Annotated in this window: 15 protein-coding genes and 1 pseudogene; 7 read left to right on the top strand and 9 right to left on the bottom strand. The window is 68.6% G+C overall.

The window, feature by feature from the left end:
* Positions 1-168: 168 nt before the first annotated feature.
* Together OHT21_RS26055 and OHT21_RS26050 are read right to left on the bottom strand one after the other, a co-directional pair.
* Complete coding sequence (locus OHT21_RS26055; RefSeq protein ID WP_328770747.1) at positions 169-399, bottom strand: hypothetical protein; 231 nt, start codon at positions 397-399, stop codon at positions 169-171.
* Positions 400-452: 53 nt separating this feature from the next.
* Positions 453-1,265, bottom strand: coding sequence for an oxidoreductase (locus OHT21_RS26050; protein ID WP_328774224.1), 813 nt, complete (start codon positions 1,263-1,265; stop codon positions 453-455).
* A 301-nt stretch (positions 1,266-1,566) separates the two neighbouring features.
* Here OHT21_RS26050 and OHT21_RS26045 point away from each other — a divergent pair.
* Positions 1,567-2,099: pseudogene (locus tag OHT21_RS26045) on the top strand (TetR/AcrR family transcriptional regulator).
* An 87-nt stretch (positions 2,100-2,186) separates the two neighbouring features.
* Here OHT21_RS26045 and OHT21_RS26040 read toward each other — a convergent pair.
* The 5 genes from OHT21_RS26040 to OHT21_RS26020 all read right to left on the bottom strand — a co-directional run bounded on the left by OHT21_RS26040 (position 2,187) and on the right by OHT21_RS26020 (position 7,427).
* The gene (locus OHT21_RS26040) at positions 2,187-2,756 is read right to left on the bottom strand and encodes a TetR/AcrR family transcriptional regulator (protein ID WP_328770746.1); all 570 of its coding nucleotides are present in this window, start codon (positions 2,754-2,756) and stop codon (positions 2,187-2,189) included.
* 232 nt (positions 2,757-2,988) lie between these two features.
* Positions 2,989-4,287: an SNG1 family protein gene (locus tag OHT21_RS26035; protein WP_328770745.1), complete on the bottom strand. Its 1,299-nt coding sequence runs from the start codon at positions 4,285-4,287 to the stop codon at positions 2,989-2,991.
* A gap of 299 nt (positions 4,288-4,586) precedes the next feature.
* Positions 4,587-5,738 carry an L-dopachrome tautomerase-related protein gene (locus OHT21_RS26030; protein ID WP_328770744.1) on the bottom strand — a complete coding sequence of 384 codons (1,152 nt, stop codon included), beginning with the start codon at positions 5,736-5,738 and terminating at the stop codon, positions 4,587-4,589.
* A gap of 292 nt (positions 5,739-6,030) precedes the next feature.
* Positions 6,031-6,549: a nuclear transport factor 2 family protein gene (locus OHT21_RS26025; RefSeq protein ID WP_328770743.1), complete on the bottom strand. Its 519-nt coding sequence runs from the start codon at positions 6,547-6,549 to the stop codon at positions 6,031-6,033.
* 65 nt (positions 6,550-6,614) lie between these two features.
* Positions 6,615-7,427 (bottom strand): oxidoreductase, encoded by an 813-nt coding sequence (locus tag OHT21_RS26020; protein ID WP_328774223.1) that lies wholly within the window; start codon positions 7,425-7,427, stop codon positions 6,615-6,617.
* A gap of 153 nt (positions 7,428-7,580) precedes the next feature.
* Here OHT21_RS26020 and OHT21_RS44750 point away from each other — a divergent pair, with 153 nt between their 5' ends.
* Positions 7,581-7,958 carry a TetR family transcriptional regulator gene (locus tag OHT21_RS44750; RefSeq protein ID WP_443050430.1) on the top strand — a complete coding sequence of 126 codons (378 nt, stop codon included), beginning with the start codon at positions 7,581-7,583 and terminating at the stop codon, positions 7,956-7,958.
* A gap of 580 nt (positions 7,959-8,538) precedes the next feature.
* Here the strand turns inward: OHT21_RS44750 and OHT21_RS26015 are convergent.
* Complete coding sequence (locus OHT21_RS26015; RefSeq protein ID WP_328770742.1) at positions 8,539-9,180, bottom strand: TetR/AcrR family transcriptional regulator; 642 nt, start codon at positions 9,178-9,180, stop codon at positions 8,539-8,541.
* A 151-nt stretch (positions 9,181-9,331) separates the two neighbouring features.
* On the opposite strand from OHT21_RS26015, the gene OHT21_RS26010 reads away from it, so the two are divergent.
* From OHT21_RS26010 to OHT21_RS25990, 5 genes are all read left to right on the top strand, one after another.
* Positions 9,332-10,243: an SDR family oxidoreductase gene (locus OHT21_RS26010; protein ID WP_328770741.1), complete on the top strand. Its 912-nt coding sequence runs from the start codon at positions 9,332-9,334 to the stop codon at positions 10,241-10,243.
* Between the two features lie 4 nt (positions 10,244-10,247).
* A complete protein-coding gene (locus OHT21_RS26005; protein ID WP_328770740.1) occupies positions 10,248-11,396 on the top strand; it encodes a hypothetical protein in 1,149 nt (382 codons plus the stop codon).
* Complete coding sequence (locus tag OHT21_RS26000) at positions 11,393-12,325, top strand: alpha/beta fold hydrolase (protein ID WP_328770739.1); 933 nt, start codon at positions 11,393-11,395, stop codon at positions 12,323-12,325. The genes OHT21_RS26005 and OHT21_RS26000 overlap by 4 nt, the downstream gene beginning before the upstream one ends.
* Before the next feature lie 106 nt (positions 12,326-12,431).
* On the top strand, positions 12,432-13,343 hold the full coding sequence (locus tag OHT21_RS25995) for a metal-dependent hydrolase (RefSeq protein ID WP_328770738.1): 912 nt from the start codon (positions 12,432-12,434) through the stop codon (positions 13,341-13,343).
* 23 nt (positions 13,344-13,366) lie between these two features.
* Complete coding sequence (locus tag OHT21_RS25990; RefSeq protein WP_328770737.1) at positions 13,367-14,467, top strand: PDR/VanB family oxidoreductase; 1,101 nt, start codon at positions 13,367-13,369, stop codon at positions 14,465-14,467.
* 670 nt (positions 14,468-15,137) lie between these two features.
* Here the strand turns inward: OHT21_RS25990 and OHT21_RS25985 are convergent.
* Positions 15,138-15,548, bottom strand: a complete 411-nt coding sequence (locus OHT21_RS25985; protein WP_328770736.1) for a DUF1330 domain-containing protein — start codon at positions 15,546-15,548, stop codon at positions 15,138-15,140.
* Positions 15,549-15,687: the final 139 nt, after the last annotated feature.

The raw sequence follows: 15,687 nt of genomic DNA, 5'->3' as shown, positions 1-15,687 counted from the left end.
ACGCGAGCCGGGACCAATGGCCGCAGCGGTTAGCGTTGTTTTTGGGCTGCCAGTCGCGCCCCTCAACTGACTGTGAAGAACGCACTTCCGGCGCTCGGGTGAAGACTGAGGTCGCGGGAATCTGCGTGTGCTGCCCTTGGGTGTCGCGCGGGAAAGCCGTCCGTACTCCTAGTGAGGGGGTTCGGGACCTGCCCGCCTCTGCGACGAAAACTGATCGGGCCCCCTCGTCGTAAACCGATCGATTTCCATCCGTATCATTGGCGTCTGCTTGCCGTGCGGCAGCCGGCTCAGCGGCACCGGCCACGGTCCCGTACCGCCGGGCCGGTAGACATCCGCGCGCAGCACCGTGCCGTCACGTATCTCCGCCGGAACGTCGAACTCGATCTGAATCTCCGGCATGCGCCGCTCCATTGCGTCGTTTGTCCTGCGGGGTGTGTGAGTGCGAGCAGGCGTCAGCCGGCCAGCTGGTTCATCTTGCGGATCTGCCGGTCGAAGGCCCAGGCGGGAACGAAGCGGAGCAGGCGTGCGCGTCCGGCCGTGGGGCCGGCGGCGTAGCGCAGTTTCGGCTTCGCGTCGGTGGCTGCCGCGACGACCGCCCGGGCAACGACGGCGGGGTCGTCGCCGTCCCTGATCGCCTCTGCCATCACGCGGTCGACGGTCTGCCGCTGCTTCTCGTAGGCATGCAGAGGCGTGTCGGGCCGCGCGCTGTTGGTCTCGAATCCGGTGTTGGTGTAGGCGGGTTCGACGAGAAGCGCCCGGATGCCGTGGTCACGGACCTCGTGGTCCAGGGACTCGGTGTAGCCCTCGACCGCGTGCTTGGAGGCGGCGTAGACGGCCATGTATGGCTGGGGCACGAATCCGACCACGGACGAGAGGTTGATGATGCGCCCGCGCCCCTGGCCGCGCATGTACGGCAGGACCTCGTTCACCATGCGCATGACCCCGAAGACATTGGTGTCGAAGACGCCCTGGGCCTGCTCGAGGGAGGTTTCCTCGGCCGCACCCAGTGAGCCGATTCCGGCGTTGTTGACCAGGACATCGATCCGCCCGAACCGCTCGCTCACCTCCTGGACCGCTGTGGCGACCGAGGCGTCACTGGCCACGTCGAGGTCGAGGAACGTCACACCGCCGAGCGGGGCGACGCGCGAGGTGTCGCGGCCGGTGCCGACCACGTCGAATCCGGCTGCGACCAGGGCGAGCGCGGTTTCCTTACCGATGCCGGATGACGCACCCGTCACGAGTGCCACCGGCCGGTTCGTCGTCATCATAGACTCCTGACTCGCTAGAAACTGATCAGTTTCCGTTCACAGTAAACTGATCGGTTTCCGTGCGCAAGCTCAAACGCCAGCCCGGTCCTGGCCGTGCCACTGTCTGCACGCTGAGGCCGATCGGGCTGCGCGGCGGCCGCGGCGTCTCGCCCAAGATGGGGCGGAGCGCCGTTTGTGACGCGCGGCAGACAGGAGCCCGGCCCATGGCGGTCGGCCGTCTCAAGGGCCCTGCGGACCGGAGCCCGTTCAGGCACCTTGCCGGCAGACGCAAACCGACCGGTGCCTGCAGAATGACGGCATGGCCAGGATCAGTGCGCAGGAGAGACGCGAAAGCGTCGTCCGCGCAGCGATCGCCGAGTTCGCGCTCAAGGGCTACTACGGCACCTCCACCGAGGCGATCGCCAAACGCGTCGGCGTCACGCAGCCGTACCTCTTCCGGGTCTTCCCGGGCAAGAAGGCGATCTTCGTCGCCGCCTTGGTACGGAGCGTGGAAGACACCGCCTGGCTTTCGAGCGGGCAACCGAGGGGGTGGAGGGCACCGAGCAGGCCCTGGGCGCCATGGCGGGCGCGTACGCGCGGCTGATCTCGGCGCGCCCCGAAACGCTCCTGATGCAGATGCAGGGATACGCCGTCGTCGCGGCCGCTGAGGTTGAGGGCGATGGCCAGACGGGCGAGCTCGTCCGGGCCGGCTGGATGAGACTGTGGGAAACCGTGCACCTGTCGCTGGGTGCCGACGTCCACGCGACCACAGGCTTCTTGGCTTGCGGCATGCTCGGCAATACTCTTGCGGCCTTCGGGCTTCCCTCCGATTACAGGGAGGCAGGGGCGTGAGGCCATGGGCGCTGCTCCGGCCGCCGGAGTCGGGCATCAACCCGAAAGAGCGCTTCGGTCGCCGGTCCTGCCCGACGACGGGGCGGATCAGTGCATGTCTGCCGCGTCGAGCAGGGTGGTCACAGTGGGCGCGATGAGCCCGGTCAGATTGTCGGCGCCGATCCCCGCGCGGGCGCTGGCGCCGTCGAAGAGCAGGATGAGCTGCCGGGCCAGCAGGTCGGGGTTGCTCGCCCCACCCCGTTCGGCCTCGGAACGGAAAAAGGCCGTCAGGTTGGCTTTGATCTGGTGGGCCATCCGGCTCGCGGGGTGGGTCTGATCCTTGAGCTCGATCTGCACAGCCAGGTACCGGCAGCCTTGATAGTCGGGCGCACCCGCCTGCGACTCCACCCGCTCGAAGACGTACAGGATCCGCTCGCGGGGGGAACGGCCATCATCTGCCGGGGGCAGGGCCCTCGCCACGAAGGCAGCGGAACGCTCCGTCAAGCTCGCCGCCAGCAGTTCATCCTTGCTCTCGAACAGCTGGTACATGGAGCGCTTCGACACCCCCGCCGCCTTGCACAGCGCCACGACGCCGATGCCGACGCCGTCGCGGTAGGTGAGCGTGGCTGCTGCCTCCAGCAGCCGCTCCCGGGGGCTTTGCTTGACTTCGGTAGCCATACCGCGAGGTTAACTCGAATCGAAGGAAATAGAAACCGATCGGTTTCCATGGGTGCCGGGGAGACGCCCGCCGTCGGGCGGACGCCTGAAGGCCCCTCAGAGGCTCGGCGACTGCCTTGGGAGAGAGACCGCCGCCGAGCCTTGATGGTGCACGCGCCTCTCGTCCCCACGGGGGCGACGCACACCGGGGCCACTCCGAGTAATGGCCCCGTCTTGGGTGAGCCGCCTCCCACTACGCCGGGGCAGCGACCTTCTCGGGCTTCGTCTCGGCGGGGATGCGGTGCAGCCCCTTGCGGTCGTACCAGCTGGTCACGCCGAAGCCGAAGAGGGCGGCCGCCACGAGGCCGACGGCCATCATGACCCAGCCCCGGGTCAGGCCGGCGTCGGCCTGGGCGTCGTAGTAGAGGATCGAGCGGATGCCGCCGGTGATCTGCCGCAGCGGCTCGAACTCCGCGAGGAAGCGGTAGAAGCCGGGAAGCGCCTGAATCGGCGTGGTGGCGTTGGCGGTCGGCACCGCCATCCCGATGAAGACCAGAGTGACCACCAGCATGCCGGGCGTGCCGAACACGGCGAGCAGTGTGAGCGCACCGATCCCGGTGACCGCGATGGCGCACACCGAGAACAGCCACAGCAGTGGCAGATGGGCGGCGTGCATCCCCATGAGGCCGACCGCGCCCAGCATGACCAGGCTCCCCATCAGCAGCGACAGCCCGGCCATGAGAGTGCTGCTGATAGCGAGGGCCTGCACCCGGGTCGCCCGGATGAGCGGGCGGTGCAGGCGCAGCGGGCCCATGTCGTTGTGGGTGTAGCCGAGCGCGTGGTCGACCTGGCCGCTGATGACGTTGGCGGACAGCATGCCGCAGACCACGAGGACGAGCGCGTAATAGAAGGCCGTCAGGCCCAGGCCGCTGTGCGCGTCGAGGGGATGGCCGTCCTTGACCGTGATGGCGGCCGGGTCGGCCAGGAGGAGGCGTGCCGCGATGGGCAGTTCCGCCTGCCCGGGCCCGCTCTGGGCGGTGAGCTCCTTGCCGACCTGGAGCGAGGCGCTTTCGGCCGCCTGCGTCGTCGCCGTCCGGGCCAGGCCGGATCCCACGCTGCCGGCGGACTGGTTGGTCAGCACCGTCAGCGCCGGACGGGTCGGGGCCCCGGTGGTCGCGGTGCCGGTGAGTGCGGTGGTGGCGGAGGTGAATTCGGCGGGGACGACGAGCGCGCCGTACAGCTTGCCCTCGCCGAGTTCCTCCTTCATCTCCTTCTCGTCCATCACCTTCCAGTCGACCTTGCCCCCGCTCGCGGTGGACTTCTTGATCGACTCGGTGATCCGAGCCCCCAGGTTGACCTGTTCGCCGCCGACCGCGGCCCCCTTGTCAGCGTTCACCAGGCCGACGGGCAGATTCTTCATGTGATCGACGGGATCGATGTTGGCCCCGACATAGAACACGGTGAACAGCAGCGCGAGGACGCCCGTGATGACGCCGTTGGCGATCCACAGGGGTTTGGCACGCAGAACGCGGAACGGGTGAACCCCACTCATGACTTACTCCGCTCTCGGACAACACGCTCACAACCGGAGAAGGACGGACAGCTTCATTGCGGTCCGGCGACCCTCGGAACGTTCAATGCCGACGCCACTCCTGGTCATCGAGTCGCTTCGAACCGTGAGGGGAGCGGCCCCGCTTCAGGTCGCGCAAGCCCTGCAGCGCACTGCACCGGCAAGCCCTGCCTCGACCGGGTCCGCGCCCGGGGCAGCACCCGGGGCGGGGTCGCCCGCTGCACGGCTAGGGTGCGCACCGGGACAGCGACCAGGCGGCCACGTGACGCGAGCCGGAGAGGTCACACGAGCCTGACCGGCCCGGCGTCGATCGGCAGGCGGACCAGGAGATAGGGCTTGCGGCGCAGGTCCTTGCCCTCGTGGAAGGGCGACAGCCGGTTGAGCTGGTTGGCGATGGCGTACAGGTGCCGGTCCGAGGCGACGGACAGGGTGTCGATCCAGATCAGGTCGGTCCCCTGGGCGAGGGTGCGGTAGGTGCCGTTCGGGTTTCTGCGCCAGAGGGAGTTGTGTTCCAGGTCGCCGCCGTAGAGCCGCCCCTTGTCGTCGCTCTCCAGGCCGTCGGCCATCGGCTTGAACCCGAGGTCCTCGACCGTCGCCGCCACCTCGGCGTCCGTGGCGTCCGGGTCGGCGAGGGCGTCGGTGGACACGCTGTGCAGCCGGCGGCTGGACAGCGGGCAGTAGTACAGGCGCGTGCCGTCGGCGCTGAGAGCGATGCCGTCGGAGCCGGTCTCGTAGTGCGTGGGCTCGCCGCCCGCGGGGCGGACCATGAAGGGCTCGCCCTCGATGACCGGGAGGAACCGCTGGTCCGGGAGCGCCGAGGGATGCCCGGCCAGGCGCTTCCAGGAGCGGCCGGTGGCGAGGTCGACCACGATGATGCCGTTGGAGCCGCCCGAGTCGGTGATGAACGCCATGCCCGCGGCGCCGCGCCGCAGGTCGAAGCGCACGTCGTTGGGGTAGCTGTTCGCCGGCACCACCTCGGGCGGGAAGAGGATCTTTTGTACGATCCGGTCGGTGCGCAGGTCGACCGCCACGAGCTTCGGACCGCCGTAGGAGGACCCGGCGAACAACGGGCTTCCGGTGTCGAGGATCCACAGCCGGTTGGCCGCATCGACGACCACGCTCTGCACCGACTGGAAGTGCCCGGCCAGGTCCAAGGCGTCCTGGCGGTTCACCTCGGCGTCGGGGTAGGCCACCGGCTTCCCGCCTCGCAGTTCGGCGACGGTGAACGGGACGTCGTCGCCCCAGCGGGGAAAGTTGACGAAGATGCGGCCGCGGCGCGAGACGGTGACCCCCGTCGGCATCGCGCCCCAGAAGCGGGCAACGACCTCGTAGTGACCTGCTGTTGAACCGGAGGAGGAGGCGTAGGCGGGCCCGGCGAGTTGGGTGGCGGCCAGCGACGCGGTGGTCGCCGTAAGGAACGTACGTCGTTTCATGGGAGCGTCTCCTGCTGGGTCAAGTTGCTGGAAAGCGAGGCGAGTTGCCTCATCACCTCGGCGCGTGGGGGATTGGCCGGACGTTGCTGTGGCCGGTGGAGGACGGTGCCTCCAGCAGCCGCTCTCGGGGAGTCGGCTTCGCCCGTGTGGGCACGGCGAGCCGGAGCCCACCTGGACGGCAGGTACCTCGTGCGTTCCTGCGACCTGAAGCTGTCTGCCGGGGACATCGCCTGCGGCTGCCACCAACTCCTGGAAGGGGAACGGGGCCAAACGGCCGGTGGACCTGGTGCTCTCAGGTCCGCCGGACTGCCGGGCGGGTCTTCGCGACCATGCTGCGGTCCCCCGAGGAGACCATCGCGTGAATGGGTACGGTGCTGACGCTCATGAGCGTCGCAAGGCCCCGGCGGCCCTGCTGGCGAGCGAGCGCCGGACCCATGAGGTGCATCAGGGCGGTGAGGGCCGGCATCGGACGCCCGAAGAGCGTGATCTCCGTGATGCGTGCCTGGTCGTCGAGCCGCAGCATCTGCACCTCCTCGAACGACTGGGAACCCACCCGCGCCCGGTAGACCAGCGCGTACGCGTCGCCCTCGCCGGTCTGGGTGTGGTAGCGGACGTCCTTGACCGCCGCGAACGCCACGGTCAGGAAGTCACGCAGCTGGTCAGATCCCTCGAAGCGGAACTGGTCTGTGAGCGGCGAGCTGAGCACGACGTCCGGGCTCAGACACGCGACCGCGGCTTCGACATCACCGCGTTCCTCGGCGGAGCGCCAGCGCGCGACGGTAGCGGCGGCGGAGTGCAGGGTCTCGGACATGGGTCTCTCCCGGTATCAACGGCGCGAACGGGTTTGTGGGTGGCAGGGTGCGCGGGTGGCGGGGGTCAGCCGGCCAGCTTGTTCATCGTGCGGATCTGCTTGTCCAGGACCCAGGCGGGAACGAAGCGGAGCATGCGTGCGCGTGCGGCCATGGGGCCGGCGGCGTAGCGCAGTTTCGGCTTGGTGTCGGTCGCCGCTGTGACGATCGCCTTGGCGACCACGGCGGGGTCGTCACCGCTCTTGATCGCCTCCGTCATCAGGCGGTCGAAGATGTGCCGCTGGTCCGCGTAGACCTGCAGGGGGGTGTCGGGCTTGGCGCTGTTGGCCTCGAACCCGGTGTTGGTATAGGCGGGTTCGACCAGGAGCGACCGCACGCCGTACTCCCGGACCTCGTGGTCCAGGGACTGGGAGTAGCCCTCGATCGCATGCTTGGACGCGCCGTAGACGGCCATGTAGGGAGCGGGGATGAACCCCTGCACGGACGAGAGGTTGATGATGCGCCCGCGCCCCCGGGCGCGCATGTGCGGCAGGACCTCCTTGACCATGCGCATGACCCCGAAGACGTTGATGTCGAACACGCCCTGGGCCTGCGCGAGAGAGGTTTCCTCGGCCGCGCCGATCGAGCCGATGCCGGCGTTGTTGACCAGGACGTCGATCCGCCCGAATCGGTCGATCACCTGCTGGACCGCGGCGGTGACCGACTTGTCACTGACCACGTCGAGGTCGAAGAACGTCACACCCCGCAGCGGGGTGACGCGCGAGGTGTCGCGGCCCGTGCCGGCCACCTCGAAACCCGCCGCGACCAGCGCGAGCGCGGTCTGCTTGCCGATGCCGGAGGATGCGCCCGTCACGAGGGCCACCGGCCGATTTGTCGTCATCATGCACTCCCGAAGCCATCTGGGAAACTGGTCGGTTTCCCCTTGATCCTCACTGTAAAGCGATCGGTTTACATTGCGCAAGCTCAAGCACGGAACTGAACCCAGGCCGCGCCGCCGGTCGGCTTCAGGTGGAGCTGACCGGCACGCGCTGGCATGGCGGCACGAGCCGGACGAGCAGGCAGGAGAGACGCGACAGCGCCATCCGCGCGCTGCGATCGCGAGTTCACGCTCAAGGGCTACTACGGCACGTCTGCCGAGGCGATTGCCAAGCGTGCCGGTGTCACGCAGCCGTACCTCTTCCCACTCATCCCAGGCGAGAAGGCGATCGCCGCCTTGACGCGGAGCACGGAAGACGCCCGCCTGGCGTTCGAGAGCATGGGCAGAAGGACGGGGGCACGAGAGGGCCTCCCGCGCCATGGGCAGCCCAATGGCGATCGGTTACACGCGGCCGATCTCGACGCACCCCGAAACGCCTCAGATGCAGATGCAGAGGTACGCCGTCGCAGCAGCCACCGCCGCACGGGGCAATGACCAGATCGGCGAGCGTCCGGGCCGACCGGATGAGGCTCCCGGAATCCAATGACCGTGCCCTGCCGCTGGGCGCCGATGCCGACAAGACCACAGCCTCCCCGGCGCCCGGCTGCCCATCAATTGCCTGGCGATCATGGCGACGCGCAGTACTCGAGCCTGCCGAATGCGTCGCTCGCGCGAATACGGACAGTGACTGCGGTCGAGAGATACAGGGCACTTAGCGGGCCTGGGCATGTGGAGGCGCCCAGCAACAACGGCAGGGTCGGGTCCGGCGCGGGCCAGGTCCCGGGCGCGCCAGCGGGAGCGCAGGCAGTGAGTGATCCCCATCGTCTAGCAGCTCCCACGACGCAACGGGCCCGCCATGGTTCGCGGCCGCTCAGCCCGATCGCCTTGCGTCGTTTCCGGATGGTCGATGGGTGTGGAACCCATCCGACAGCCGGCAGGTGCGCCGCACCTGCGTTCATTGTGCAGTGGTTCTCGCCGGCCTGCCTGATCGAAACAGGGCCGCCGAGTGCGCCGGGCCGTTGAACAGGGCCCGTGGGCTAGCGGAAAGCTCCTGAAGGCATCCGGGCCTGCGTGATCAGGGCTGACCGCTGATGGCTCGGTAGGCCGCGGTGAACAGGGTGTGGCACAGGTCGATCAGTTCTTCGACGGTGGCGTTCTGGTGGCCGAGGGTCCAGTCCACGAGGAGTTCGTTGACCCCGCCGACCAGGCTCATCGCGGTCATGGTGAGCCGGCTGGAAGAGCCTTCCGGGCCAGGGAGCGGTCCGACGACGGCGGCGACCATCGCGGCGAATTCGTGCAGGACCTCACGGCGCCGTACTTCGAGGCGGGGGCTGGCGCCCACGACTTCGATGAGCACCAGGCGGGCCTTGCGGGCGTCGCCGGCCAGTGTGCGGATGAACACCTCGAGGCCGGCGCGCAGCTGGGCGTCGACATCGGGTGCGGCAGCGGCTGCGGCCTGCGCGGTTTCGGCTGTGATCGCAGTGATCAGCTCGTTGTAGACCCCGGCGAGAAGGTCTTCGCGGTCGCGGAACGACTCGTAGAAGTAGCGCTCGGTCAGTCCGGCATGCGAGCACACCTGCTTGACGGAGACCGAGGCGTATCCGGCCGTGCCGAACAGGTCGAGGCCCGCCTGGATGAGGCGGGTGCGGCGCTCCTGCTGTCGTTGCGCCGCATCGCGTCCGCCGTAGCGCCGCCCGGTGGTCTGTGTGCCGGTCATTTCTCCCCTTTGCAGAGGTGTTGACACCGGTGTGCTCTGAACTGACACTCTAGCTTGTCAGTTCATCTGACATGGCATCGTGTCAGAAGCGCGTGGGGCCGCTTGCCGTTCGGAGTTCCGCCTCATGCTCAGGGCAAGGAAGGGGCTCACCGTGGCAGCACCGCCCAGGTACCCGGACACGTTCGGCCGAAGAGACCGCGACAGGCTCCCCCGCACAGAACCGCTGACCGGCCGAGTGATCGCGGTCACCGGGGCGGGCCGCGGAATCGGGCGTGCCGTCGCGGCCCGGCTCGCCGCGGCCGGAGCCGCCGTGGCGATCGGCGATCTCGACGCGGAGCTTGCCATGGAGACGGCTGGTGCCATCGGCGCGCGTCCCGGTGGTCGACTGCTCGGGCTGTCTCTCGACGTCACCGACACACCTTCCTTCGAGGACTTCCTGCGCACCGTTGAGACCCAACTCGGGCCGATCGACGTGCTGATCAACAACGCCGGAATCATGTGGGTGGGCCCCTTCGAGGAGGAACCGGAGGAAGCCGCCCTGCGCCAGTTCGACGTCAACGTCCACGGCGTACTGCGGGGGATGAAACTCGTGATCCCGGGGATGCGGAAACGCGGTCGCGGCCACGTGGTGAACATCGCTTCCGCCGCCAGCAAGGTCGCCCCGGCCGGCGAGGCGACCTACGCGGCGACGAAGCACGCCATCCACGGCTACAGCACAGCCGTCCGCGCCGAACTGCGCGGCACCGGCGTGCACGTGTCCTTGGTGATGCCCGGCGTCGTGGACACCGAGCTGGCCGTGGGCACCGCGACCGGCCCCACCCGACGCCTGACGACGGATCAGGTGGCCGACGCGGTGCTCGACGTCGTGTTGCGCCCGCGGTTCGAGGTCTTCGTTCCACGCCAGGTGGCCGCCCTGACCCGGCTGGCCGCGGTGCTGCCGGGCCGTGCCCGTGACGCCCTGCATCGCCTCCTTGTCCCCGACCAGCTCGCCGCCCTGTCCGACCGGGCGGTCCGCGCGGCCTACGAGCAGCGCACCCGGACCGCCCGCCTGCCCGAAGGATGAGCCCGTGACCACCACGCCCAAGCCGGCGACGCCCAGCGCGAAGAAGGCCCAGAAGGCCCAGGACGCCGCCGCTCCGCGTCCCATCCCCGAATTCGAAGGTGTCCACGACGTATGGCCCCGCGGTGACCGGCTGCGCGCCGTGCGCAGCGCCGCGGCCACCTACCGTGAGCGGTTCGTGCAGCAGGGCCGCATCCACGCCGTCCGCAGTTTCGACATCGCCGCCGCCCCGTACCCGACCCGGTTCGGCTTCCACGGCGCCGCGCTCGCCGTCAACCCGTTCGTGAGCATCGTCAACCGGATGCTCGTCGTGCAGTTCGACGGCTTCGACGGTGAGCCGAAAACACTGGTGTGGGAGCCGACCGTCGCCGCCGGAACGGCTCAAGCGCCGTTCTACGCCCAGCTCAAGCGTCTGGCGGGGGACTTTCTCACCGAGCACGCCTTCGCCCGCTACTACCAGGACCCGAACACCGTCCTGCCCTCCTGCGGTCTGCGACCCGAGGACGTGGACTTCGTCAGCTTCGACCACCTGCACGTCCAGGACGTGCGCATGATCATGGGAAGTACCAGCACCGTTCCCGGCGAACGGGCGCCCCGCGAAGCGCTGTTCCCGCGCGCCAGATTGTTGGTGCACCGCAGGGAGCTGGGCACCTTCGAGTCGATGCATCCGATGCAGTGGGCCTGGTATGTCGACGGAGGCATGGACGGGGTGCCGGGCGAGCGTGTCACCGCCTTCGACGGCGATGTCGAACTCGGTGTCGGCGTCAGCCTGTTGTGGACCCCCGGCCATACGGACGGCAACCACTCCCTGGTGCTGAACACCCCCGACGGGGTGTGGGTGTCCTCCGAGAACGGCATCTCGGCCGACAACTGGCAGCCCGAGCTCTCCCGCATCCCCGGGGTGCGCCGCCACGCCGCGTTCTACGGCCGTGAGGTGGTGCCCAACGCCAACACCCTGGAGGACTCTCTCGACCAGTACGACTCCATGGTCAAGGAGAAGACCCTCGCCGGCCCCAGCCGGCGCGATCCGCGCTGGCTGCAGATCCTGCCATCCTCGGAGCTGGCCCCCTTCAAGCGGCAGTGGCCGGTGCTGCCCAGCTTCCTCCACGGCGGTCTGAACTACGGCGAACTGACCCGCGCCGGTGGTGGCCGATGACCGGCCCGGCCGCCCTGCGGCAGCGCCGGATCACTGCGGACGGCGTGGAGTTGGCCGCCTACCAATGGGGAGCGTCCACGGCTCCTGCGGTGGTGCTGGTCCACGGCTATCCGGACACCAGCGCCGCGTGGCGCCCGGTCGCCGAGCGCCTGGCCGACCGCTTCCACGTCACCGCCTTCGACGTGCGGGGAGCCGGTGCCTCCCACCGGCCCAGGGGTCTGCGCGCCTACCGGATGTCCAGCCTGGAAGCCGACCTGGAGGCGGTTCTCGACGCCGTGAGCCCCGACCGCCCGGTGCACCTGGTCGGACACGACTGGGGTTCGATCCACTCCTGGGAGTCGGTCACCGGCACCCGCCTGGCCGGGCGGATCGCCTCGTTCACCTCCATCTCCGGACCCTGCCTGGACCACGTCGGCCACTTGATCCGGGCCCGCCTTCGCCCGCGGCATCCGGATCTGCCGAAGCTGCTGCGGCAGGCCGCACGGTCCTGGTACATCGCCTACTTCCATTTCCCGCTCCTGCCCGCCCTGACCTGGAGAGCACTGGGACACCGCTGGCGCGCCTTCCTCACCGGCTCCCAAGGCGTACCCGGGCACACCCCCTACCCCGCGCCGACGCTGGCCCGCGACGCCGCGTCCGGCATCGCGCTGTACCGCGCCAACATGCTGCCCCGCCTGCTGCGTCCCCGGGACCGGCCGACCACCGTCCCGGTTCAACTCATCATCCCCACCCGCGACTTCTGCGTCACCCCGGTGCTGTCGTACGGAGTAGAGCATTGGACGCGCCGGATACAGCGGCGCCCGATCGACGCCGGGCACTGGGTACAGCTCAGCCACCCCGCGGAGATCGCGTCCCGGATCGCGGAATTCGCCGACCACGTCGAAGCCAGCTCCCGCTGCAGTCCGGACCACACCACGCACCCGATCTGACAGCCCAACAGACCAGCAGTACTGGCCAACAGACCAGCAGTACTGGACGACGACTGCCTGACCGCCTCTTCGCACACACCGATCGCCGACGGAGGAGGAACCTGTCATGTTCCGAGCCGCACATGCCCACCCGGAACGTCCGTCCGAGCCCATCGACCACCACGACCTGGTGCTGCAACCCCGGGACATCACCTTCGACTGGAGTACCACCCCGCTGCACTGGCTGCCGGGTGAGCCCTTCGCGACCCACACCTTCGATGTGCTCCACCTCATGCTCCCCGAGCTCGAACGCTGGTTCGTGCGCACCTTCGAGCAGGCACTGCCGCTGATCACCGATGACCGGCTGCGCGAGGACGTACGCGGCTTCATCGGCCAGGAAGCGATGCACGCCGAGGCGCACCAGGAGGTCCTGGAGCACCTGCTCACCAAGGGTCTTGACCCGGCTCCGTACACCCTGCAGTCCGAATGGATCTTCCGAAGGGTGCTCGGAGACCGGCCGGAGCTGACGCCGGCCGCCACCCACGCGCACCTCCTCCAACGGCTCGCCCTCATAGCGGCCTTCGAGCACTTCACCGCGTACATGGGTCACTGGATTCTCAGCAACGGGCACCTGGACAAGGCCGGCGCGGACCCCGCGATGCTCGATCTGTTCCGCTGGCACGGCGCGGAGGAAGTCGAACATCGTTCGGTCGCGTTCGACCTGCTGGTGCACCTCGATCCCCGGTACCGGCGCCGAGTGGTCGGCATGCTCGTCACCGCTCCGGTGCTGACCCGGCTGTGGATCCGCGGAGTCCGCTTCCTGATGAACGCCGACCCCGAACTCGACGACCGGGTCAAGGTCCGCTTCCGCGACTACCTGGCCGCCGCCCGCAAGGACCTGTTGCCCCCGCCGGGCGCGTTCGCCCGCTCGGTGCTGCGCTACTTCCGCCCCGGCTACCACCCGACCCAGGAGGGCTCGACCCAGCAGGCGGTCGCCTACCTGGCGGCGTCCCCCGCTGCCCGAGCAGCTGCCCGATGACCCGGCAACCAGCGAGGCATCCCATGGACATCAGCACCCCCGTCACCCGGCCGCCGGACCTGTACGGCAGACCGCGCAGCGACTCCTTCATGCAGAAGCTGGCGGCTTTCAGCGACCACGCGGTCACGCGCCTCGCACGGCGCAGCACTCCTCCCAGGCACCCATCAGCCACCGGGATGCCCGCGAGCCGGGAACTGGTGGTCGCCACCAAGCACCAAGAGGCCGAGGACGTCGTCTCCCTGCGGCTGGCAGCACCCGACGGGGGAATACTCCCGCCCTGGCAGCCCGGCGCCCACATCGAACTGCGCCTGCCCTCCGGCCGCAAACGGCAGTACTCCCTGTGCGGCGACCCCGCCGACCGGTACCGGTACCGCATCGCGGTGCGCCGCATCGCCAACGGCGCAGGCGGTTCGGCCGAGGTACACGACGCCCTCACAGACGGTACGCGGGTCGCCATCACCGGGCCCCGGAACGCCTTCCCCTTCGCCGCCGAAGCGTCCATCCTGCTCATCGCGGGCGGCATCGGAATCACCCCGATCCTGCCGATGGCCCGGGAAGCCGCCCGACGCGGGCTGGACTGGAGGCTCGTGCACACCGGCCGCAGCCGCGGCTCGATGCCCTTCGCGGCAGAGCTGGCCGAACTCGCGGCCGCAGCCCCCGGGCGAGTCTCCATCCGTCCTGACGACGAGTCCGGCGTGCCCGAAGCAGCCGATCTCTTGAGCTTGAGCCCGGCGACGGGTGCGGTGTACTGCTGCGGGCCCGCGCCCATGATCGACGGCGTTCGGCGCGCCTTCGGTGGTAGCCGCGCGTCAGCCCTGCACTTCGAGCGATTCGCCCCGGCCCAGATCACGGACGGCCGTCCCTTCGAACTTCAACTGGGCACCACCGGACGGGTTCTGCCAGTGCCGTACGACCGCTCCGCCCTGGATGTTCTCCAAGAAGCCCTGCCAGACCTGCCGTTCTCCTGCCGCCAGGGATTTTGCGGCACCTGCCGGGTACGGGTGGCCCATGGCCATGTCGATCACCGTGACCGCCGGCTCACCGCTACCGAACGTGCGGCCGGCGCCATGCTGCCCTGCGTCTCGCGTGCACCGGAAGGAGAGCGGTTGGTGCTGGATGTGTGAGCGATGGCCGAATGCCCGTCGAGGAGGTCTTCCGTGACGCCCTCGCATGCGTAACCGAGGTGTGTTCCGACAATGGACCGGGCCCGCACCCGTCCCTCTTGCCAACGCCGTCAGAACCGATGTCCTCAGCCACTTCTCCGAGAAGCGCGGCCAAGTATTCAGCCACTGCAAGCAAGGCTAGCCTCGGTCTTTCGTGAGGGACTGCCGACGGTGTCTGTGAACCTTTGCGCTTTCCGGAGCTGATGGTGGGCAGGCCGACGGCCCGGTGGTCGCGTCGGGTGGGGCGCCGGGTTCCACTGCCCGGGACGGGGGATGTTGTCGTCGGGACTGTGGAAGGTTGCTGGTCAGCCGGGGGTGGGCAGCAGCGCGAGTCGTTCGAGGGCGGTGGTGATCTCGCCGGTCCAGTGCCAGTGCTGGGTGAGGCGGACATCGTCCTCGCCTGGCGAGCCTTCTGGATCCACTCCTTGGAGGGGCGGTCCGCCAAGACCGCACCTGACACGCCATCAGCCAACTACACTCCGGGCGATACCTCCTGACCAGGCCAGATAGCGAAACGCTGCTGGAGTACTAACTGGACCGCCAAGCCGCCAATGGAGTCCGCGCTTGCCGGAGGCGGCCTTCGCCAGCCGACGACTCGCCAGCCGGCTCCGGCTCCGTAGCGATGCGGGTTTTAAGGCTTGAGCACCGCCAGTACATCGTCGAGCGAAACGTCGGTGGGGTCACTCATATCGAGACCATCGAACGTCTGCCAGACATAGGATGCCGTCCCGTCCTCTCGCAGCGGATGCAAGTCGACCAAGTCCGGATCGTCCCGGAAGCTGTTGAACGCCTCTTCAGAGTCCCATTCAACGAGAAACAGAACCTGCCGTGACGGGAGGTCACCGGTTACGTTGTCCCGGAAACGGCCAAACGCCACCATTCGACCACCATATTGCGGAGCCGCTTCGGGCAGACGGCTGAAATACGCCGCATACTTCTCCACGTCGACCACATCAAACATATTCAGGGCGTAAAACTTCTTCTTCTGTGAATTCGCACTCATTGCCAATACCCTCTCCGGCATCAGGAAACTGGTGTTCACTGCTCTAGGCGGGCGCGGGGCACCGGCAGCAGGACACCAGCATTGCTGTTGATGATGATGTTGACGTCGGTCGCGATTTGCGCCACCTCAGAGACTGACCGCGAAGAACGCACTTCCAGCGCTCGGGTGAAGACTGAGG

The organism is Streptomyces sp. NBC_00286 (genome assembly GCF_036173125.1).
In the GTDB taxonomy this organism is placed as follows: domain Bacteria; phylum Actinomycetota; class Actinomycetes; order Streptomycetales; family Streptomycetaceae; genus Streptomyces.
The sequence above is the reverse complement of the archived record's forward strand: the minus strand, read 5'-3'. Positions and strand labels throughout refer to the sequence as shown.